Source organism: Streptomyces sp. NPDC050548, from assembly GCF_044457385.1.
In the GTDB taxonomy this organism is placed as follows: Bacteria; Actinomycetota; Actinomycetes; order Streptomycetales; family Streptomycetaceae; genus Streptomyces.
The window spans coordinates 30081-51474 of the sequence record NZ_JBITGV010000004.1 but is presented as its reverse complement, the minus strand read 5'-3'; the positions used below and the strand labels follow the sequence as shown (position 1 = coordinate 51474).

General features: G+C 70.5%; 16 protein-coding genes and 1 pseudogene. 9 read left to right on the top strand and 8 right to left on the bottom strand.

What is annotated here, in order from left to right; all coding sequences use genetic code 11:
- Positions 1-148 precede the first annotated feature (148 nt).
- The 3 genes and pseudogenes from ACIBJH_RS13400 to ACIBJH_RS13390 form a co-directional block, all read left to right on the top strand.
- Positions 149-1966 (top strand): ABC transporter ATP-binding protein, encoded by a 1818-nt coding sequence (locus ACIBJH_RS13400; RefSeq protein ID WP_399116985.1) that lies wholly within the window; start codon positions 149-151, stop codon positions 1964-1966.
- Positions 1963-3822, top strand: a complete 1860-nt coding sequence (locus ACIBJH_RS13395) for an ABC transporter ATP-binding protein (protein WP_399116984.1) — start codon at positions 1963-1965, stop codon at positions 3820-3822. Before ACIBJH_RS13400 ends, ACIBJH_RS13395 begins: the two co-directional genes overlap by 4 nt.
- 13 nt (positions 3823-3835) lie before the next feature.
- Positions 3836-4057 (top strand): annotated as a pseudogene (locus ACIBJH_RS13390) (ABC transporter ATP-binding protein); the annotation flags it as partial.
- A 33-nt stretch (positions 4058-4090) separates the two neighbouring features.
- On the opposite strand, the gene ACIBJH_RS13385 reads toward ACIBJH_RS13390, so the two are convergent.
- The 3 genes from ACIBJH_RS13385 to ACIBJH_RS13375 form a co-directional block, all read right to left on the bottom strand.
- Positions 4091-6025, bottom strand: coding sequence for a BTAD domain-containing putative transcriptional regulator (locus tag ACIBJH_RS13385; protein WP_399116983.1), 1935 nt, complete (start codon positions 6023-6025; stop codon positions 4091-4093).
- Positions 6026-6081: 56 nt separating this feature from the next.
- On the bottom strand, positions 6082-7431 hold the full coding sequence (locus ACIBJH_RS13380) for a salicylate synthase (protein WP_399116982.1): 1350 nt from the start codon (positions 7429-7431) through the stop codon (positions 6082-6084).
- 916 nt (positions 7432-8347) lie between these two features.
- Complete coding sequence (locus ACIBJH_RS13375; protein WP_399116981.1) at positions 8348-8836, bottom strand: helix-turn-helix domain-containing protein; 489 nt, start codon at positions 8834-8836, stop codon at positions 8348-8350.
- Between the two features lie 340 nt (positions 8837-9176).
- Here ACIBJH_RS13375 and ACIBJH_RS13370 point away from each other — a divergent pair, with 340 nt between their 5' ends.
- Genes ACIBJH_RS13370 through ACIBJH_RS13360 form a run of 3 tightly spaced genes read left to right on the top strand, consistent with a single transcriptional unit; the run spans position 9177 to position 12354 of the window.
- On the top strand, positions 9177-10262 hold the full coding sequence (locus ACIBJH_RS13370; RefSeq protein WP_399116980.1) for a monodechloroaminopyrrolnitrin synthase PrnB family protein: 1086 nt from the start codon (positions 9177-9179) through the stop codon (positions 10260-10262).
- Positions 10259-11509, top strand: a complete 1251-nt coding sequence (locus tag ACIBJH_RS13365) for an FAD-dependent monooxygenase (protein WP_399116979.1) — start codon at positions 10259-10261, stop codon at positions 11507-11509. Before ACIBJH_RS13370 ends, ACIBJH_RS13365 begins: the two co-directional genes overlap by 4 nt.
- The gene (locus tag ACIBJH_RS13360; protein WP_399116978.1) at positions 11506-12354 is read left to right on the top strand and encodes a class I SAM-dependent methyltransferase; all 849 of its coding nucleotides are present in this window, start codon (positions 11506-11508) and stop codon (positions 12352-12354) included. Before ACIBJH_RS13365 ends, ACIBJH_RS13360 begins: the two co-directional genes overlap by 4 nt.
- Positions 12355-12415: 61 nt before the next feature.
- On the opposite strand, the gene ACIBJH_RS13355 is transcribed toward ACIBJH_RS13360, so the two are convergent.
- Positions 12416-13888 carry an MFS transporter gene (locus tag ACIBJH_RS13355; protein ID WP_399116977.1) on the bottom strand — a complete coding sequence of 491 codons (1473 nt, stop codon included), beginning with the start codon at positions 13886-13888 and terminating at the stop codon, positions 12416-12418.
- A 132-nt stretch (positions 13889-14020) separates the two neighbouring features.
- Between ACIBJH_RS13355 and ACIBJH_RS13350 the strand changes: the two genes are divergently transcribed.
- Positions 14021-14725, top strand: a complete 705-nt coding sequence (locus ACIBJH_RS13350) for a TetR/AcrR family transcriptional regulator (protein ID WP_399116976.1) — start codon at positions 14021-14023, stop codon at positions 14723-14725.
- Between the two features lie 105 nt (positions 14726-14830).
- Positions 14831-15355, top strand: coding sequence for a flavin reductase family protein (locus ACIBJH_RS13345; RefSeq protein ID WP_399116975.1), 525 nt, complete (start codon positions 14831-14833; stop codon positions 15353-15355).
- 79 nt (positions 15356-15434) lie between these two features.
- Here the strand turns inward: ACIBJH_RS13345 and ACIBJH_RS13340 are convergent, their stop codons facing one another.
- The 3 genes from ACIBJH_RS13340 to ACIBJH_RS13330 all read right to left on the bottom strand — a co-directional run bounded on the left by ACIBJH_RS13340 (position 15435) and on the right by ACIBJH_RS13330 (position 18354).
- Positions 15435-16106 carry a TetR/AcrR family transcriptional regulator gene (locus ACIBJH_RS13340; protein ID WP_399116974.1) on the bottom strand — a complete coding sequence of 224 codons (672 nt, stop codon included), beginning with the start codon at positions 16104-16106 and terminating at the stop codon, positions 15435-15437.
- Between the two features lie 49 nt (positions 16107-16155).
- The gene (locus ACIBJH_RS13335; RefSeq protein ID WP_399116973.1) at positions 16156-16461 is read right to left on the bottom strand and encodes a hypothetical protein; all 306 of its coding nucleotides are present in this window, start codon (positions 16459-16461) and stop codon (positions 16156-16158) included.
- A gap of 93 nt (positions 16462-16554) precedes the next feature.
- Positions 16555-18354 carry a carbamoyltransferase gene (locus tag ACIBJH_RS13330; protein ID WP_399116972.1) on the bottom strand — a complete coding sequence of 600 codons (1800 nt, stop codon included), beginning with the start codon at positions 18352-18354 and terminating at the stop codon, positions 16555-16557.
- A gap of 229 nt (positions 18355-18583) precedes the next feature.
- Here ACIBJH_RS13330 and ACIBJH_RS13325 point away from each other — a divergent pair, with 229 nt between their 5' ends.
- The gene (locus ACIBJH_RS13325; RefSeq protein WP_399116971.1) at positions 18584-19573 is read left to right on the top strand and encodes an alpha/beta hydrolase; all 990 of its coding nucleotides are present in this window, start codon (positions 18584-18586) and stop codon (positions 19571-19573) included.
- A 59-nt stretch (positions 19574-19632) separates the two neighbouring features.
- Here ACIBJH_RS13325 and ACIBJH_RS13320 read toward each other — a convergent pair whose 3' ends face one another.
- The gene (locus tag ACIBJH_RS13320; RefSeq protein WP_399116970.1) at positions 19633-21378 is read right to left on the bottom strand and encodes a fatty acyl-AMP ligase; all 1746 of its coding nucleotides are present in this window, start codon (positions 21376-21378) and stop codon (positions 19633-19635) included.
- Positions 21379-21394 lie beyond the last annotated feature (16 nt).

Genomic DNA, 21394 nt, shown 5'->3' with positions numbered 1-21394 from the left:
GCTCCGAGGGTCCTGCCGGAGCCGGGCCGACCACATCGCCCATCGCGCTCGAAGACGCATCAACCGATCGGTTGATGCGCTGCTACGACCCCCTGGTCGGCCAAAACTAGGTGGGCACTGTCAGTGGTGGTCCGTAGGCTCGCCCGTGATGTCGACGACACATGCAACCACCAAGGACCGATCCGCCGCCCGTACACTCGCGCGGCTGTGGCCGTACGTCCGCCCCGTGCGGGTACGGCTGTCCGCCGCGGCCGGGGTCGCCGTCGTCGCGTCCTGTACGGGGCTGGTGTTCCCGCTCGTCCTGAAGTGGATGGTGGACGGACCGGTCGCCGACCGGGACACGGCGGGGGTGTGGCTCGGAGCGCTGTACCTGCTGCTGCTCGGCATCGCGGAGGCGGGCCTCTTCGGTCTCCGTCGTTGGCTCGTGGCCCGGCCGTTGTCACGGGTCGAGGCGGAGATGCGCGCGGATCTCTACCGACATCTGCAACGACTCCCGGTGTCCTTCCACGACCGCTGGCCCTCGGGCCAGCTCCTCTCCCGGGGCACCACCGACCTCATGCTGCTGCGCATGTTCCTCGCCTTCCCCCTCACGTTCCTGCTGGTCAACGCCGTGACGATCCTGGTGGGCGTGATCATCATGCTGCTCCAGGACTGGACACTGGGCATGGTGATCCTGGGGCCCGCCGTGCCGGTGATCGTCACCTGCGTGATCTTCGAGCGGCGGTACGCGCATGTGGCGCGGCTCGCGCAGGACCAGGTCGGCGATCTGACGACGGTCGTCGAGGAGAGCGTGCTCGGCATCCGCATCATCAAGGGCTTCGGCCGCCACCGCAGCCAGGCCCGCGCCTTCCGCGACCTCTCCCGCACCCTGCGCGGCACCGAACTCCGCAAGGCCCGCCTGCTCGCCGCGATCTGGGGCGTCATCGTCACCCTCCCCGAACTGGCCCTCGGCGCGACCCTGGTCCTGGGCACGATCCAGGTCGCGGACGGCAACCTGTCGGCAGGCACGCTGGTCGCCTTCCTCTCCACGGCCCTCGCCCTGCGCTGGCCGGTGGAGTCGATCGGCTTCCTCCTGGCCATGAGCCAGGAGGCGGCAACGGCGACGGAGCGGTTCTTCGAGGTAATGGATGAAACGCCGGAGGAGGAGGCGCCCCAAAGGGGCGCGGGGAACTGCGCGACCAGCCACAACGAACCCGCACCCGAATTCGACGGCATCCGTTTCTCGAAAGTCTGCTTCCGCTACCCAGATGCCCCTCCCGATTCCCCACCCATCCTCGACCGCATAGACCTGCACATCAGACCAGGCGAATCCATGGCCCTGGTCGGCGCCACCGGCACAGGCAAGACCACCCTCACCGCCCTCGTCCCCCGCCTCCACGAGGTGACCTCGGGCCACATCACACTGGACGGCGAGGACATCACGGCGATGCCCCGCGAGGAGCTGCGCTCGAAGGTCGCGATGGCCTTCGAGGAACCGACCCTGTTCTCGACCAGCGTCGGCGAAAACGTCCTGATGGGCGCCGAAGAGGGCGCGGGACAACCGGAGTTGGACCGCGCACTGGCCGTGGCGCAGGCGGACTTCGCCCACGCACTCCCCCAGGGCACGGACACCCGCGTCGGCGAACAGGGCCTGAGCCTCTCCGGCGGCCAGCGCCAGCGCCTCGCACTGGCAAGGGCGGTGGTGGGCAGACCCCGCTTCCTCGTCCTCGACGACCCGCTCTCCGCACTGGACGTCCACACCGAGGCCGCCGTGGAAGCCGCGCTGCGCGACGTCCTCGCGGACACGACGGCGTTGATCGTGGCCCACCGCCCGTCCACGGTCCTGCTCGCCGACCGGGTGGCCCTGCTGTCGGACGGCCGTATCACGGCGGTCGGCACCCACCAGGAACTCCTGCGCACGAACGCGGAGTACGCGCATCTCATGTCGGGATCCGAACCGCACGACCGGCCGGAGGACGAACGATGACCGCCCCCACCACATCGGCGCCCACCACCGACGACGACCACGAACCCCCGCGCCCGCACGCCGTGGACGACCCTTTCGACCACGACGACCTGCCCACTCCCCCGGGCGCGACCGCCGCACTCCTGCGTTCGCTGCTCGCGCCCATGAAGGCCCGTGTCACCGTCACCACCCTCCTCCTGCTGCTCCAGCAGGCGGCCGTGCAGGTGGGCCCGCTGCTGGTGGCGTACGCCATCGACCGGGCGGTGCCCGCGTTCCGGCACCACGACCGCGGGCCGCTGATCGCCGTGGCCGTCGGCTATCTCCTGTGCGCGCTGCTCTCCGGCGGCCTGCAGTACGCGTTCATCGGCGCCTCCGCCCGCGTCAACCAGGACGTGCTGCTCGATCTGCGCGGCCGGATCTTCCGGCATGCGCAGGCGCTGAGCATCGACTTCCACGAGCGCTACACGTCCGGCCGGCTCATCTCCCGTTCCACCACGGACGTCGAGGCGCTGCGCGAACTCCTCAGCGAGGGCCTCCAGGAACTGATCACGGTCATCCTGTCGTTCGTCTACATCTCGGCGATGCTGCTCTGGCTGGACCTGGGGCTGGGCGCGGTCGCGGTGGCGTCGTTCGTGCCGCTGTATCTGCTGGTGCGGGTCTACCAGCGGCGCGCGGTGCGGGTGTACGCGGTGCGGTCCACGGCGATCGCGCGGGTGATCGTGAAGTTCGTGGAGACGATGAACGGAATCCGCCCGGTCCGCGCGTTCCGCCGCGAGGCCGTGAACGACGCCGACTTCCGGATCCTGAACCAGCGGCACGAACGGTCCAACGGCGACGCCCTGTTGGAGATGGCCCGCTATGTCACCGGTTCCCGCCTGGTCGCCAACACGGCGGTCGCGGTGATCGTGCTGTGGGGCGCGAGCCGGGTCGCGGACGGTTCCCTGGAACTGGGCGTCCTGGCCGCCGCGGTGCTGTATCTACGACGGCTCTACGACCCCATCGACCGGCTCGGCATGTTCCTCAACTCCTACCAGTCGGCCGCCGCCTCCCTGCAGAAGATCGCGGGCCTGCTGGCCCAGACACCGTCCGTCCCCGAGCCCTCAACACCCGTGCAACTACCCGCACTTGAGTCGGAGCAGCCCGGCCGCGAGGTCGTCTTCGACGGGGTCCGCTTCGCCTACCGCACCGGCGGCGAGGTCCTCCCCGTCTTCGACCTCACCCTCCCCGCCGGGCAGACGGTCGCCGTGGTCGGCTCCACCGGCGCCGGCAAGTCCACCCTGGCCAAGCTGCTGGCCCGCTTCTACGACCCCTCGGAGGGGCGGGTGCTGCTCGACGGCGTCGACCTGCGCGAGCTGTCCGGGCCCGAACTGCGGCGCGGGGTGGTGATGGTGACGCAGGAGGCGTTCCTGTTCTCCGGCACGGTCGCCGAGAACATCGCGATCGGCCGTCCGGACGCGCCGCGTGAGCAGATCGAGCGGGCCGCGAAGGCGATCGGCGCACACGACTTCATCAGCGCGCTGCCCGACGGCTACGACACGGACGTACGCAAACGGGGTGGCCGCATCTCGGCCGGTCAGCGTCAACTCGTGGCGTTCGCAAGGGCGTTGCTCGCCGACCCGGCGGTGCTGATCCTGGACGAGGCGACGAGTTCGCTCGACGTCCCGGGCGAACAGGCCGTGCAGCGGGCCATGTCGACAGTCCTGCGGGGCCGAACCGCCGTCGTGATCGCACACCGGCTGTCCACCGTCGAAATCGCGGACCGGGTACTGGTCATGGAACACGGCCGGATCGTCGAGGACGGCCACCCGGCCGAACTCATCGCGGGAACAGGCCGGTTCTCGGACCTGCACCGGGCCTGGCGGGACAGCCTGGCGTGAGACGGCGGCGACCGACGTCCCGGGCGAACAAGCCGTGCAGCGGGCCATGTCGACAGTCCTGCGGGGCCGAACCGCCGTCGTGATCGCACACCGGCTGTCCACCGTCGAAATCGCGGACCGGGTACTGGTCATGGAACACGGCCGGATCGTCGAGGACGGCCACCCGGCCGAACTCATCGCGGGAACAGGCCGGTTCTCGGATCTGCACCGGGCCTGGCGGGACAGCCTGGCGTGAGACGGGGGGACCGTCTGGCGGTCCCCCCTCCCCTCAGCAATAGACCATGTCCGCGGAGGCCATGAAGTGCCTGCGCGCCATGGCCGAGCCCGGTCCCGAGAACCGGGGGACCGCGGCCCGATGGCCGACCGGGAGTTCGCGCTCCGCGCATTCGGCCGCGTAGACACCGATGAGGTGGTGGAAGCGGTAGCGGCAGCCCCCTTCCGCCACGAGCAGGTGGTGGTCGACCAGCAGCCGCAGCAGCCCGCGGGTGGTCCTCGCGTCGGTCCGGGCGAGCTTTCCGGCCAGCTGCTCGGTGACCTGGCCGCCGTACAGCCCCAGGCACCGGAACATGCGTGCCGCGTCGGGCGGGAGCGCCCGGTACGAGGCCTCGAAGGCGCTGCGCACACTGGCCCGCGGGTCGTCCCCCACCGTCAGCAGGTCGAGCAGACCGTGCTCGGCCGTGTACTGCCCGACCAGCACGTCCAGCGGGACCCCGGAGTTCGCCGTCAGCCGGTCGGCGACGATGCGCAGCGCCAGCGGCAGCCCTCCGCACAGCGTCACCAGCCGGGCCGTGGCCGCACTCTCGCCCGCCAGCCGGTTCCCGCTCAGGGACACCAGCAGGCGGGCCGCTTCACGGTCGGCCAGCGGCCCGATGGTCATCGCGTGCGCGCCGTCCCGTGCGGCCAGGCCGCCGAGGCTCTGCCGACTCGTCGCGAGGACGCAGCAGGGACCCTGCGGGATCAGGAGCCGCAGCTGCTCGGCGCTGTGCACGTCGTCGAGGACCACCAGCATCCTCCGGCCGTGCAGCACGGTCCGGTAGAGCGAGGCGCAGGCGGCGGTGTCGTCCGGGATGCGCGCGGCCTCCACGCCCAGGCTGCCCAGCAGCCGGCGCAGCGCGTCGACCGCGCTCATCGGCCTGCCGCCCGGGGCGGTGCCGCCCAGGTCGACGTACAACTGGCCGTCGGGGAAGCGGTCGCGCAGCCGGTGCGCGAGCCGCAGCACGAACGCCGACTTGCCCACGCCCGCCGGCCCGTCGACCACGGCCACAGGGGTGGCATGGTCGGACCGCGCCGACTCGTCCTCCAGTACGCCCTGCAGATACGCCAGTTCCTCGGCGCGTCCCTCGAATCCCCTTACCAGGGCCGGGAGTTGCTGTGGCCTGGGTGCGCCGTTCAGCAGCGGGGCGAAGGTGGTGGTGCCGTGGGTGCGCAGTCCCGGATGCTCGCACAGCATCTGCTGGTGCAGGCTGCGCAGTTCGACCCCGGGGTCGATGCCCAGCTCGCTGCGGAGCAGCCTCCTGGTGTCCTCGTACACGCGCAGGGCGTGCGCCTGACGGCCGTTGCGGTACAGCGTCAGGATCAGCAGCCAGCACAGCCGCTCCCGCAGCGGCTCCTCGGCGACGGCGGAGGTCAGCTCGGTGACGGTCTCGGCGTGCCGGCCCGCCGCCAGCATGTCGGTGGCCCACTCCTCGACGGCGGTCAGCCGCATGTCGCGCAGGCGGGTGCGCTCCAGCTCGGCGAACGGGCCGGGGATGGTCGAGTACGCCTCGCCGTGCCACAGCGCCAGGGCCTCCTCGTACAGCCGCAGTGACGTCTCGATGTCGTCGGCGCCGCCCGTCCGGCGGGCCTCGGCATAGTGCCGGGAGAAGAGCGTGGCGTCGACCTGGTCCGGGTCCATCCGCAGGCAGTACCCGCCGGAGACCGAGACCAGGACCGCGTTGGCCCCCCTCCTGCTGCGCCCCGACTCCAACGCCCTGCGGAGCCCGGCCACATAGGTGTGCACTCCGTTGACCGCGGTCTGCGGGACCCGGCGGTCCCACAGTGCGTTCACGAGGGTGTCGACGCCCACGACCTCGCCCGCACGGCTCGCCAGCACACTGAGCACGGCACGCTGTTTGGGCGGGCCCAGCGGCACCTCGACCCCGTTCCGCCAGGCGCGTACCGGTCCGAGCAGCTGTACGCGAAGAGGTGCTCCCGTGGTGGGCATGGGCCCGTCGCCTCCTGAAGTGATGTCCGTCCGTTCCCGCGTCGGCAGGTTCCACGTCACCGTGTCGCGACCCGCCGGTAGTCGTGGCCGTCCGCACGCGCCACCAGTGAGCGGGCCACGGACATCAACTTCTCCCGGGTCTCCTCCAGTTCGCGTTCCGCGCGGGAGTGCTCCACCACACCGGCCCCGGCCCTCAGCCAGACCCTGCCCTCCTGGGCGTAGGCGCTGCGCAGCACCAGGGCGGCGTCCATCGTGCCGTCCTGGCCCACTTTCATGACGGTGCCCGCGTACAGCCCGCGGGCCTCCTCCTCGTAGCGTCCGATCGCCTCGTACGCGGCGCGCTTGGGCACCCCGGACGCGGTCACCGCGGGGAAGACCGCGGCGAACGCCTGCCAGGGCCCTGCCCCGGGCCGGAGCCGGCCCACCACCTTCGACGCCAGGTGCTGCACGGAGCCGCGTTCCTTGACCGCCATGTACTCGGCGACGGCCACCGACTCCGCCCGGCAGGGGCCGACGAGTTCGTCGAAGGCGACCTTCACCGAGATGGCGTGCTCATGGATCTCCTTGGGGTCCGTGAGCAGTTCGTCGCGGAGTTTGCGATCCAGGTCCGCGTCTCCGGTCAGCGCGCGGGTGCCGGCGAGCGGCTGGCTGGCCACGGCACCGTCGGCGGACACCTCCACGACGGTCTCCGGGCTGAACCCGAAGGCGCGCAGCCCTCCCATGCTCACCAGGAAGGAGCGGGCGGGCGAGTTGGCGCGACGCCCCGCCGCGAAGCTGGCCGGGAAGTCGATCTCCTCGTGCACGGGCACCGTGCGGGAGATGACGGCCTTGTGGAGCAGCCCCGAGCGCACGTCCTCGACCAGCGCGGAGACGTTCGCCCGGTAGCCCTCCGCATGAGTCTCCAGATCGACCTGGACGGGCCGCACGGGCCCCCGGGCGGGTGCGGTGGCCCTCGTCACCGCGGCCTCGGCGGTGGCGAGGGCCGCGGCGGACAGGCTGCGGATCACGGCGCGGCCGTCGGCCAGGCGTATTTCCGTCTCGGGCACGATCAGATGGGCCAGCACCGCTTCCTCGTCCGCGGCGGCACAACCCGCGAGGCAGGTGGCCAGCTCGAAAGCGCACCAGCCGTAGGCGGTCCAGTCCGCTATCGGTACACCGTCGAGAAATCCCTGGATCGCGTCGAGCGGGTTGCCGTGCCAGCGCTCTTCCGTGAAGACCCCGTTCCGGTACGTCCGAATGCTCCGGGGCGTTATCACCAGTTCAGCCGCTATTCCGCAGGCCACGGACCAGCAACGCGGCTCCTCGTACACCACGAAGGTGTCCCAGATGCCGGAGTCGGCGAGACCCGTAGCGATATCCAGAGGTTGCCTTCGAGTTTCGACCGTGCCTGTTCGATAATGGATCATTGCTTCAATCCCCCAGTCCAGACAGAACAATGACGGTGTAGGCCGTCTGGCATTTTGCGTGTCCGCGCTCAGGAAATGCGCAGCGCACGGAGATCCATGCAGCACCGGGACGGAGAACAGCCGTCGCGGCTACATGGGAAACGGGTCGGAATTTCCGATTCCGGAAAGGCAGGTCCACCGACCGGTAACAGTTTTCGATGGATGCGAACCATGCGGCGCAGCAAAGGCGCCCTTATGACGCAACCCCTCCACCCGGAGCGTGGATCCGTGCGGCACCGGTGGAACAATTCACGCCAACGATCTTGCGCAAACCATCGGACGAGGCTTGGACCCGCATCCGCCCTCCCGTTTTTTATACCCGTAAGGTACGCCTGGGTCACGATAGCCGCTGACTCTTTGATTGTCACCCTTGAGACGAACGCACGAACGACGGTGCCCCACTCGGGGAGTGGGGCACCGTCGGGGAAGGCGGGCCGCTCGGGAGAGGGGGAGCTCCACGAGCGGCCCGGCTTGGTCAGTCCCGGGCCGGATCAGGCGCGATCCGCCGCACCGGAGGGCGCGGACCGCGGGCACGCTCCGGGCCCGCGCAGGCCAGGGCCCGCATACACAGCGGGCCCACAGGGACCCTCTCCGCCACCCGGTCCCGGCGGGCCGGCGCATCGGGCGACCCGTACCGCACTGGCTTGATGTGATCGGTCCGCACCGCGGGAACCGTCGCGTCGGCCGCCACCTGCTCCACGACCCCTCCCCTGCGTTGCGGCGCTCTTCGCCACAGCCGGACATTCGGTGGCCGTCGACGGAACCGGAACCGGAACGGGAATTCGGGACGGACCATGTGAACGACTGCGGCAAGAATACCGATCGAATTCTTTGTGTCGCAATATGCGCTGCACCCCGACATACGTGAGTTTTGCATTCAAGCGGGTTCGAGGACGAATCCGCGCCCCCAGACATTGCGCACGGCGAGCCCGACGACTCCCAGACGGCGGCGCAACCGCATCACATGCAGATCGAGCGCGTTGCTGGACGAGCTGGCCCCGGACCGGTCGAGGATGTCCAGCAGTTCGACCCGATAGATGATCTGCCCGTATCGGGCCACCAGCGGCGCCAGCATCTCGCACTGCGTCACGGAGAGCGTGACGGACAAATCCTTGAAGTAGAGGATTCCCGCCGGATCCAGCGCGGGCCTCGCCCGCAGAACGGCTCTGGCCGTCAACTGACGGACGCGGGCCTGGAGATCTTCCTGGACGATCGGGGGCCGCACCCAGTCCTCGTGGAAGCTCACGTTCTCCGGCGGTGGAGCACCGTGCTCGACGACCAGCAGACAGAGATGCCCGTGAATCTTGCACTGCTCGCGCATCTCGCTCTCGGCCGGCCAGCGGACGAATTTCACCGGATTAGGCATGTCTGAATCCCCCCTCGGCCGGTCGGAGTCCGTGCCAGAACTCTAACGGTCGGAAATCGCGCCACGACAGGGTCACTTCACATTCCGTCGCGTGTGTTTTGCACATGAGAAATGGAGGAACCGATACCGGTCGTGAACGGCGCCGAGGGCCCGACCCGGGAATGTACACGTAAGAAAAATCGCGCTTCTGTCAAGGCTCTTTCGAGCCCGCCGTCACTCCTGTGTCGCTGCCCGAATCTGAGGGTCCCGTACACCAGGAGGACACATGCTGGACCGGACCTTACCCGTGCCACCCGAGTTCGCCAATCGCCCCCGTCGTACCGGCCGTTGGGCGGCCTAGATGGCCGCCCTGGACCTGATGTCCGCGGTCCTCGTCGAGGAGGTCGGGCGACTCGACCCGCTGACACTGGACGAGAGCCTCCGGGCGCTGCCGAGGATGAACGAGGCCGCGGACGTCGCCGCGTTGACGAAGGTGGTCAGCGAGGCGCTTCCCAGCGAAGGGGACATCGACCGCCTCACGCCGCAGGAGTGTCTCGCCGCCATGCGCGACCTCGGCATGTACCTGGGCAGTCTCAAGCGGCACGGGGTGACGCTCTTCGACGTCATTCCGGCCGCGACCGCCGTCTTCGAACTGCTGGGCCGGCGGACCGGCATGATCCCGCGCGACACGGTGTTCCACTACACCTGCTGGAACCCCGTGGGCGGGCGCGAGCGGCTCTACACCGGGCATCCGATGGAGCGCAGTCTCGTCGACGCCGTACGCCGCTGCATGCCGGAGCTGGCACGGGCCGTCGAGACGGGCCGCGCGCTGTGGACCGAGGACACCCACAGCCGGGCGCACGCCGACGGGCTGACGGCGCTGGCCGGTCAACTCACGGCGGCCGACAGGGCGATGGGCGATGTGATGCGGAGCGTCGCGCCCGAGTTCTTCGCGCTGGAGCTGCGGCCCTACTTCGAGGACGTGCGCATAGCGGGCCGTACGTACATGGGACCGGCCGCGGCCCACGTCCCGCTCTTCCTCGTCGACCTGCTGCTGTGGGCCTCCGACCGGGGCAGCCCGGAGTACCTGGGTTTCTGCCGCGAGGTGGCCTCGCTGACTCTCCCCGGCTGGCGGGACCTGTACGTCGCGTGGAGCGCGGCGCCGTCCCTGACCTCGCGCCTCGTCGCGGCCCTCGACGAGGCTCCGCCCCGCGGGACGGACCCCCTGCTCGCCGGCGCGCGGGGCCTGCGGCAGGCGCTGAGATCGCTCACGCAGTTCCGTGGAAAGCACCTGGTGATGGCCCGGCGCGCCTACCACAGCGAGGTGCGGCTCTACGAGCTGGGCAGCGGCGGCGGCAGCATCGGGCTCCTGGAGGAGATCCTCGGCCTCACCCGGGAGAACGGCGCTCTGCTCGGCGCACCGGTGAAAGCGAAGGACCCGGCATGAGGATCACGATCGTCGGTGCCGGGATAGCCGGACTGGCCACCGCGATCGGCCTGCACGCGGCGGGATTCGACGACATCACCGTCTACGAGGCCGAACCCCGGCTCCGCTCGCACGGACTCGGACTGAACATCCTGCCCAACGCCGTCCGTGAACTGGCCGAACTCGGGCTCCTCGACGACCTGTTGGGGAAGGGTCTGCCCACCCGGGAACTGGCGATGTACAACCCGCACGGGAACCTGGTGTGGCGGGAGGACCGTGGGCTCGCCGCGGGCTACAGGTGGCCCCAGATCTCGATCTCCCGGTCCCGGCTCGTCATGGCCCTGGCCGCGGAGGTGACACGCCGCCTGGGCGCGAGGGCCGTCGTCACGGACGCGCGGCTGGTCGGGCTGCGTCATGAACCCGGCGCGACCCGCGGGACGTTCACGGACGGGCAGGGGTCCATCCGGGACATCGGCACGGACGTGCTCATCGGCGCCGATGGCATCCACTCGGCCGTACGGGCCGCGCTCCACCCCGCCGAGGGCCCTCCCCCGACGAACGGCATGACCCTGTACCGGGGCACCGGTTGGGGCCGCGCGTTCCTGACCGGACGGTCGATGGTGGTCCTGGGCGACGCCAGGCGAAGGCTCGTCCTGTACCCGATAGACCGGGACGGGAGAACCGGCGAGGTGCTGATCAACTGGGTGGCCGCCTTCCCGGAGGGGGACGCCGGCCGGCCCCCGGGGGACCTGCGCGGGGCCGTCCTGCGCGAGTTCGGCACCTGGTCGCCCCCCGAAGTGGACCTGACCCGCCTCGTCGAGGGCACACGGCACGTGCAGCGGCACCCGATGATCGACCGGGATCCCGTCGACCGGTGGACGTTCGGCCACGTCACGCTCGTGGGTGACGCCGCGCACGCGATGTATCCCGCCGGCTCGAACGGGGCCACCCAGGCCGTCGTCGACGCACGCGTCCTCGCACGGCACCTCGCCACCCGCACCGGGACGGCGGACGCCCTGCGGGCCTACGAGGACGAACGCCGCCCCGAGATGACGGAACTGCACCGGCACAATCGCGCCATGGGACCGGAGAAGGTGATCACCTTGGCCCACGAACGGGCCCCGCACGGCTTCGCGCACATCGGAGACGTGTTCAGCGCCGAGGAACTCGCGGAGATCTCGCGCGGTTACGCCGTGGCGGGACGATTCGATCAGGGCTGGGTCAACTCACGGCCCACCCTCTCCGTCGGCGAACGGAGTCCGCGATGAGCGACGCGACCCTCCCGGCCGACGAGTCCACGGCCGTCAAGGAGACCGGCTTCATCACCGCGGTCATCAGGGCCGGGGAGAGCGAACGCGCGGACGCGTACCTGGTCGATCCCTACGCCACGCTGCTCGGCACGCCCCGGTCGACGGCGCTGGCGCGGGAGGCGCTGGCCGCCGGCGGCACCGTCGGTTCCGTGATCGTGCGCGCGCGGTTCGGCGACCTCGCCCTCGGCCGGGCCGTGGCCGGGGGGATCACCCAGGTGGTCTGCCTGGCCGCGGGCGGCGACACCCGCGCCTGGCGCCTCGGCCTGCCCGCGCACACCCGGTTCTACGAGGTCGATCTGCCGGGCCAGTTGGAGGCCAAGGAGTCGCTGCTGGCACCGGTCCGCGACCGGCTCGTCTGCCGGCGCCTGACGCTCGGCGCGGATCTGCGCGACGCCGACTGGCCCCGGCGGCTTCAGGCCCTCGGCCACGAGCCGGACGCCCCGACCGTCTGGATCGTCGAGGGGCTCCTGCCGTATCTGCGGATGGAGGAGTTCACCCGGTTGATCAGCCGGGTGAGGGCGGCGTCGGGCCGTGGTTCGGTGCTGCTGATCGACGCGCCCCACTCCGCGTTCTACGACGACCCGGCCAATGCGGAGTTCCTGGCGTTCATGCGGGCCCGGGGGTCCGCGTTCCGGCTCGGCCTGGACGATTTCGCCGGCTTCCTCCGCCCGCTCGGCTGGCAGGCGGAGGCGTACACGCTGCGGCAGCTCGCCGCGGGGGCGTGCGGGTGGCTGCCGGCTCCGCCCGGGCGGTTGTGTCCGCCCCGCGACCACCACTGGGTGGCCCGTGCGCGGCTCGCGTGACGGTGGTACGGCGAAGGGGCTGCCCGGTCGGACAGCCCCTTCCCCGTACGGTCGCGACGCGTCAGTTTCCCTCGGGAACGAGCTCACGCCCGGGCTGCCCCTGCGCGGGAGCCGCCACGCTGGTCCGCGGCAGCACGGCGAGCGCGATGAGAACGGCCGCGGCCAGGAGTACGGCGCCGATGGTCAGACCGAGACCGTAGCCGTCGGTGAGCGCGTCGGCGCCGGTGCGGTCGCCGGTGCGGTTGTTGGCCACGGTGCCGAGGACGGCGAGGCCCAGCGAAGCGCCGATCTGGCGGGTGCTGTTGAGCATGCCGGACGCCATGCCCGTCTCGTGCGGCGCGACGCCCACCGTGGCGGTGGAGACGACCGGCGCGAGGCAGAGCCCGAATCCGATGCTGGTGACGATCGACGGTCCCAGGACGTCGGCGGCGAACGAGCCGTGGGCGCTGATCATGCCGAACCAGGCGAACCCCGCCCCGGTCAGCACCCCGCCGCCGAGCAGGAGATCGCGGGCCGGGAACCGGTAGCCGAGCTTGATGGCGATCACCGAGCCCACCACCACGCCGAGCGCGAACGGCAGGAACTGCACACCGGTCAGGGCCGGCCCGTGACCGAGCACGTCCTGCAGATAGAGGGAGACGAAGTAGAAGGACGAGGCCATGGCGGCGCCGAGCAGCAGGTTGTAGGCGTTGGCCCCCGCGACCGAGCGGTTGCCGAAGAGGCCGAGCCTGATCAGCGGGTCACGGGTGGTGGTCTTCTCGACGTAGAGGAACGCGGCGAGGAGCAGGGCGGCGACCGCGAGGGTCGTCAGCGTGACCGACGAGGTCCAGGCGAACCGGTCGGTGCGGACGATGCCGAACACCAGCAGCGTCATGCCTCCTGTCGCGAGGACCGCGCCCAGCACGTCCGGGCGTCCTCGGCGTGCCACGGGCCGGTCGGGGGCGATGCCGCGCCAGGCCAGGACGAGGGCCGCCGCGGCCATCGGGACGTTGACGAACATGACCCACCGCCAGCCCGCGTACTGGGTGAGCAGCCCGCCGATCAGGACACCGAGCGCACCGCCGGCGGCGTTCATCGCGCTCCACACGCCGAAGGCCTTGACGCGGGGCTTGCCGGACGGGAAGGCCCGGGACAGCAGCGCGAGCGCGGCCGGCGCCAGCGCGGCGGCGCCGACTCCCTGTACGGCGCGGGCGGCCACCAGCTGACCGGGTTCCTGCGCGAAGCCGCCGAGCAGACAGGCCAGGCCGAACACCGGAAGCCCGATGGTCAGGATCCGCTTGTGGCCGTACCGGTCGGCGATCTTTCCGCCGAGCAGCAGCAGCCCGCCGAAGGTGAGCGCGTAGGCGTGGATGACCCAGGTCAGACCCACTTCGCCGAAGCCGAGGCCGGTGGCGATCTGTGGCAGGCCGACGTTCACGACCGACAGGTCCAGCGACACCATGAACTGCACGACAGCGACCGCGGCGAGGGTGAGCTCGGGCCGAGCAACCGTCTCGCGGATCGCTTCTCCACTTGCTGATTCCGTGTTTGTCACCGCAACTCAATCCCTTTTCGATCTTGGGTGAGGGGTATTTTCGAACGCGTTCCTAAATTAGCATCGGGTGCACACCCCGTCGACCGCGGACGGCGAAGGCGTGAGATCTTCACGGAGAGGGATGATGGTTCGGTGCCCGGAACCAAAGCAGCGCACGGCCGCGTCGGCCGCCCCCCCGCCACGTCCCGTACGCAGATCCTGACGGCGGCCCGCCGCCTCATCGATCAGAGCGGCTGGGAGAAACTGACGATCCGTCGGCTGGCCGCCGAGATCGGCGTCGCCCCGACGACCCTGTACCACCATGTACGGGACAAGGAGGACCTGCTCTTCCTCCTGATCCACGAGTACGCCGACCGGATCCCCCACCCCGACCTGCCCGCCGAGCCGCGGGACCGCATCGTCGTGTGCGCCCTCGCGATCCACGACTCCCTCGCGGCCTGGCCGTGGGCCGCGGAGGTGCTCACCACGGACGGGTTCATCGCCCGGCTCAGCGACTCGGCACTGAAGCTGGTCGAAGCCATCCTGGCCGCGGCCGTCGAGCACGGGTGCACACCCGAGCAGGCCGTCCATGTCTTCCGCAGCCTCTGGTACTACAGCGTCGGCGAGATCCTGGTCCGCGCGCACTCCCCCGGCCGCCGCCCGGACGACGAACCCCCGGCCCGCACCACCCCTTTCCTCGACGGCCTCGACGCGTCCGAACTGCCGCACCTCGCCGCACTCGGCGACCGCTGGGTGTCACTGTCCCGGCTCGACACCTACCCCCAGGGGCTGTGCGCCTTCGTGGACGGGCTGCTCGCACAGACACCCCCGACCACGGCACCGGGCGTCGACGGCTGACCGGCGGCCGACGGCGGGGTCTTGCCGCTTTCTTTCCGGTGCCCCGCCCCGGCGGCCACGGCGCACCAGGCTGGGCGGGATCCCCGTAGCGACGGAAGGCAGCCCATGCTGGAATCCACGACCACGGCCGCCGCGGCCCTGCCCACGGCGACTCCCGACGAGTTCCGCACCACGATGAGCGGCTTCCCCACCGGCGTGTGCGTGGTCACCAGCGTCGACGGCGCGGGCGCGCCGCGGGGCATGACCTGCTCGTCGCTGTGCAGTGTCTCGCTCGACCCGCCGACGCTCCTGGTCTGCCTGCGCTCCGGCGGCAACACCCTGGCGGCCCTCCTGGAGCGCGGCGGTTTCACCGTCAACCTGCTGCACGAAGAGGCCCAGGGCGCCGCCCAGTTGTTCGCGTCGGGCTATCCGCACCGGTTCGACCTGATCCCGTGGGAGCAGGACGCCGACGCCCTGGGGCCCCATCTGGTGCGTCACGCGCACACCTCGGTGGACTGCACCGTGGCCCTGACCCAGCCCGTCGGCGACCATGTGACGGTGTTCGGACGGGTGCACCGCATCGTGCAACGCCGGTCGCCCTCCCCCCTGTTGTACGGACTGCGCCGGTTCCGGACCTGGTCGTCCAGCTGACGTCGTACCGCCGGAAGCGCAAAGGGCGGGCCGGCCGCATCCCGGGGATGCGGCCGGCCCGCCCTGCTGCGTCGTGCGGTCAGTCCGGACCGCGGGCCAGCAGGCCGTCCACGACGACCTCCAGCCTGCGCCGCTGGTCGTCCTCGACGCCCGGCGTCGCCCACTGGTCGCGCAACCGGGCCAGCAGCGGGAAGAGGATCGGGTCCAGCGCGAGCAGGGCGCCCTCCCAGCTCGGCCGCTGTCCGTCCTGCAGCCGGGCCCGCTCCCGGTTCAGCCGGATCAGCAACTCACCGACGATGTAGTACCAGATGACGCGGTACGCGAAGAGGGCCTCGTCGTGGCTGAGCCCGCAGGCGACCGCCGCGTCGATCATGTTCTCCACGATCCGCAGTGCCGAGGCGCTCTCCAGCAGATCGGCCGACAGCGCCTGCACCGCCCAGGGACACTCGGCGAGCAGATCGCGCAGCATCCACGCGCCCATGACGAGCCGCTCGCGCGGCTGCCGCGGCAGCTCGGGCCAGGCCATGCGCTCGGAGTAGGCGTTGAGCAGCAGCATCAGGAGCTCGTCCTTGTCCTTGACGTGGTAATAGAGGGCCATCGGCGTGATGGTCATCTCCTTCGCCAGGCGGCGCATGGACAGACGCTCCGGTCCCTCCTCCTTGAGAATCCGGTCGGCACGGCTCAGGATCGCGTCCCGCGACAGTCGGGCGGGGCGACCCGGCCGACCGTGTTGTTGACTACGGGGCTGCATGGGACCAGCTTTCGAAACGGTCGACGTCGTGATGAGTGGCCCTGTCGGTTCAGTTCGGCGCCTCGCCCTCAAGACGCGAGCCCGTGCGCGCCCGGCACGCGTACTTCGTCGCCTCGACCGCGCTGCGGGCCAGGGCCATGGCGTCGTGCAGCAGCGCGGTATGGGTCAAGTGGCCGTCGGGGACGCCCTGTTGCGTGCGCAGCAGTACGGCCGCGCAGGCGAGCGCGTCACAGGCGGCGCTGACCTCCGCCGGTATGCGCCGGCTGCCCGCGTCGCGGAGTTCCAGGGCCAGCCGCTCCAGGTGCGGGACGACCGCCGTCAGATCCGCGGCCGTCTCGGGAAGGGCAGCAGACATGGGAAGACCCTCCTTTCCTCGTTCCTCGCCTTCGTCGTCCCCGGTGTCCGTGACGCCGGGTCACGGCGTCACGGACACCAGGGTCCCGGGACGTCACGCGGTCGGGTCGACCTTCGTGACGAGGTGGTTGCCGAGCACCAGATAGTCGATCTCGGTGCTCAGGAAGCACTTCACGGCGTCGGCGGGCGAGCACACGATCGGTTCGCCGGCCACGTTGAACGAGGTGTTGATGAGGCAGGGCACGTCGGTGAGCGCGGTGAACCGGCGCAGCAGTGTCGCGATCATCGGCTCGCCCTCGTCGGTGACCGTCTGCACCCGGGACGTGCCGTCCACGTGGGTCGCACCGGGGATGACGTCGTGGTACTCCGGCCGCACCGGGAACACGAACGTCATGTACGGCGAACGGGACTTGCGGCCCATCTCGAAGACCTTGTCGGCGTCCGACTCCAGGACGAGGGGCGCGAACGGCCGGAACGGCTCGCGGTGTTTGACCCTGGTGTTGATCACGTCCTTGATGTCCGGGAACTTCGGGTTGGCCAGGATGCTGCGGTGTCCCAGCGCCCGCGGACCGTGTTCGAGTCGGCCCTGGAACCAGCCGATGACGACCTTCTCGGTGAGCAGCTTCGCCACCTGGTCGACGACCTCGTCCTGGGTGAGCCTGGTCCACCGCACCTGCCCCTCGAACTCCCGCAGGGTCCGCGCGACGGTCTCCTCGTCGTACTCGGGCCCGATGTACGGGGTGACGGAGCCGGCGTACTTCACCTCGGCGGTGGTGTCCGGATGGTTGGCCCAGGCGTGGACCGCCGCGCCGATGACGACGCCGGTGTCGCTGGCGCCGAAGCTCACCTCCATGTCCGTGAAGCGCGAACCCTCCAGCAGGTGGGTGTTGTTGACGCAGTTCAGCGCCAGACCGCCCTCGAACAGCAGGTGGTCGAGATCGGTCCTGGCCTCCAGCGCGCGCAACTGGTGGCCCGTGACGACGGTGAGCATCTCCTGCGCCGCGGCGGCCACCGTCGCCTTGTACTGGACGGTGTCCTCGTAGGGCCCGAAGTGTTTCTCGAAGAGGTCGTCGAAGCAGCGCGGGTTCTCCAGGTCGTGCGGCCGGCACAGCGTGTAGCGCCCGTTGTCGTGCAGGTGGACGATGTGCTCAAGGAACGGGTTCGGTGAGGGCGGCCCGGCGAACCCGGACAGGCCCATGACCTTGTACTCGTCGTTGTTGGGCACGAATCCCAGAAAGCGCGTGATGGAGGCGAACAGGTTGCCTATCGAGTCGTTCGCGCTGATGGTCGACTCGTCGAAGACCCGGATCTCTCCGTCGCGTATCTCGCCGATCAGCGACGAGAACAGCTCCGCGCGGCCGTCGCTGATGAGGAACGCGGTGTCCTTCTTTCCGGCCATGTAGTAACCGGTCATCGCATGGGCCAGGTGATGCTGTACGAAGACGACCTTTTCGGGGTCGGGGGTGAAACCGGTGCGCTCGGCGAAGTCGGCGAGGATCGCCTCACGGCCCAGCGCATTGTCGAACAGTGCGGCGATACGACGCAGCCGGTCCGCCTTGTCGGCGTCCTCCAGCGGAGCCTGTGAGAGGTCCTGCCTGATCGCGTCGAACACCTCGGCGGAGAAATTCCACGGGATGGCGATCAGGTCGATGTCGGAGAATTCGATGCCCGCGTGCTCCAGGCACCACTTCACCGCGTTGAGCGGGAAGTCGGAGGTCTTCTTCTCGCGGTTGAGCCGCTCTTCCTCGACGGCGGCCACCAGCTCGCCGTCCACCAGCAGCGCGGCACCCGCGTCATGGCCAAGGATGTAGTGCTTCTCGGTGCCTACCGCGCCGAAATGCTCGGCGAACGTTTCCGCACCCCGGGTGAACCCGTTGCAACCCAGAACAATCATGACGAATCAGGTGTCCTTTCCTACCGGATTTCAGGGTCAATTTACCGACCTTCATCAGCGTGCCGCAATGTGCGAACAACACTGGTAGAGGTGCATTTCTCACGCCTCGGCAATAAAGGCGGCGGGCCATTCAGCACCTACAATCGGGGTGCGCTCGACGGCATTTCGCAATCGCCTTCGCGCCGAAAACCTACAGCATTCTTTCCGCCAGTGTTGGGAGAAAGCAGCCATGCCTTTGGACCGCATACTCCGTCACCTGATCTCCTGGCAACGGGCCGACGGCCCGCCGGTCCCGTTGCGGAAGCTGACCGTCGAACAGGCCCGGGAGCGCTATCTCGCCAACTCCGTACGCCAGGGCCTGCCGGCGGGCGACCCGCGCGCGGCCGTCGGCACGGAGGAGCGGACGATCGGCACCGCGGACGGCTCCTCCATCGGCGCCCGCGTCTACACCCCGGCGTCGGACGAGGGCCGGGTCGTCACCTTCCTGCACGGCGGCGGGTGGGTGCTGGGTGACCTCGACACGCACGACCTGGCCTGCCGCACCCTCGCCTCGTCGCTGGGCGCGGTGGTCGTCGCGGCCGACTACCGCCGGGCACCGGAGTTCCCCTACCCCACCCCGTTGTCCGACTCCGTCGCCGCGGCCCGGTGGACGAGCCGCCGGTTCCCGGGCCGCGACCATGTACTCGCCGGCGACAGCGCCGGCGCGAGTCTCGCCCTCGGGGTGGCACTCGCCGCCCGTGACGAAGGTGAACCCGCCTTCGCCGCCCAGCTGTTGCTGTACCCGCCGGCCGACCCGAGCCTGCGCTTCGCCGCGGCCGGCGCACACCCCGACGGATATCTGCTCAGCGTCGACGACATGGCCTGGTCCTACGAGCTGTACGTGCCCGATGCCCCGCGCCGCCACGAACCCGCCCTCGATCTGCTGCGCGCGGACCTGCGCCGGCTGCCGCCGACCGTCATCGGCACGGCCGAGTTCGACCCGCTGCACGACGAGGGCGTCGAACTGGCCGACAAGCTCCAAGTCGAGGGCGTCTGGGTCCGCCATGTGCCGGGTCCCGGCCTGGTGCACGGCTATCTCCTGATGCAGGACATCGTGCCGAAGGCCGCCGCGTGCACCCAACAGGTCCTCCAGGAGCTGGACTCGGTCCTCCGGTCCGCGCACCCGGCGGACGAACGGCCGCCCGCGCAGCCGTACGCCGACGCGATCGCCGGGGACTGAGCGGCGGTGCTCCGGCGCGTGGCCTCGCCGGTCCACCGCCCGGACCTGCCGGGCCACCCTCAGGCCGCCTCTCGGCCCCGCGGGCGCGGGGCGTCCTTCGCCGGTGGCAGGTGGTCGGCGTGGAGCGCGGTCAGCTCTCCGTCCAGGAACGACCTGCGCATGGCGACCCGTTGGATCTTTCCGCTGGTGGTGCGCCGGACCGTGCCGCGCCGCAGCAGCACGACGCAGGCGTCCGGCACGCCCAGCTCCTCGGCGAGCGTCTGCCGGACCGCGTCGGCCAGCCGGCCCAGGGCGGCGGCCTCGGGACGCCCGTTGACCTCGTGGGTGACGACGACCGTGTGCTCGTCGCCGGCTTCGCCGAGCGGCGCGGTGAACACCGCGCCGACGCCCGCGAGTTCCGGGTGACGTGCGCGCAGCTTGCGTTCGAGGTCCTGCGGGTAGAGATGCCGGCCCGCCACGGTGACGGCCTCCCGGGACCGCCCGGTGACGTACAACTCGCCGTCGTGCAGGGCGCCGAGGTCTCCCGTGCGCAGATACCCCTCCGGCGTGAAGACCCGGTCGGTCTCGATGTCGTCGCGCCAGTACTCCCGGGCCACGCTGGGTCCGCGCAGCCAGATCTCGCCGACGCCGTCGGGCGGCAGGGCCTCGCCGGTCCACGGGTCCGCGATCACCACGTCGTAGTCGCGCGGTGTCCCGCAGCTCACCAGCTCGGTTCCGGCCTCGGCCGGCACGAACCGGCGCTGTGTCAGGCTCTCGACGTCCACCGTCGTCACCAGCGGCCTGCGCTGCGCCGCGCCGGAGACGAACACGGTCGCCTCGGCCATGCCGTAGCAGGGACACAGCGCGTCGTCCCGCAGGCCCGCGGGGGCGAACCGTTTGGCGAACGCGTCGAGCACCGCGGTGTCGATCGGCTCCGATCCGTTGCCCGCGATCCGCCACCGGGACAGGTCGAGGCCGGCGAGCTGCCCGTCGGTGACCTTGGCACAGCACAGTTCGTAGGCGAAGTTGGGTGCCGCGGACCAGGTGACGTCGTACTTGTCGATCATCAACAGCCAGTGGTACGGCCGTTTCAGGAAGGCGCCGGACCGCATCAGCACGCAGGTCCCGCCCAGCATCAGCGAGGGCAGGAGCTGACCGAGCAGTCCCATGTCGTGGTAGTGCGGGATCCAGCCGCCGAGGCGGTCCCGGGCGGTCAGGCCGAACGCGCGGCGCTGGCCTTCCACGTTGTGCAGCAGGTTGCCGTGCCGGACGACCACGCCCTTGGGGTCACCGGTGGAGCCCGAGGTGTACTGGAGCATGGCGACCGTGCTGTGGCTTCTCGCGGGCGGTGTCCAGGAGCCGGCCTCCGGCAGGCAGGCGCCGTCCGTCGCCAGCAGCCGGGTGCCGGTGAGGCCCTCCGTCTCCACCCATTCCCGGATGCCGGGCAGGTTCGCGGTGTCCGTCAGCGCCACGGAGACGGCGGCGTTCCTGGCTATGTGGGTCACCCGGGACCGCTCGTGCCGGTAGCGGCCGGGCAGCGGGGCGGGCACGGCGACCACTCCGGCGTACAGGCAGCCGAGATAGGCGGCGGCGAAGGCGAATCCGGTGGGGTGGAGCAGCAGCGCCCGGGTGCCTTCGGGATAGCGGGACTGCAGCCACGCCCCGATCCGCCGGGCCTCGGTGTCCAGTTGGGCGTACGTCCAGTGGGTCGCCCCGTCGGCCCGCTCCATGTCGTCGACGACGATCACTGCGGTGCGGGCGGGCGTGGCGAGCGCGTGCTCCCGAATCACCGCGGCGGCGTCGGTGGCGTGCGTTAGATCGACCATGGCCTCGTAGTCCTCT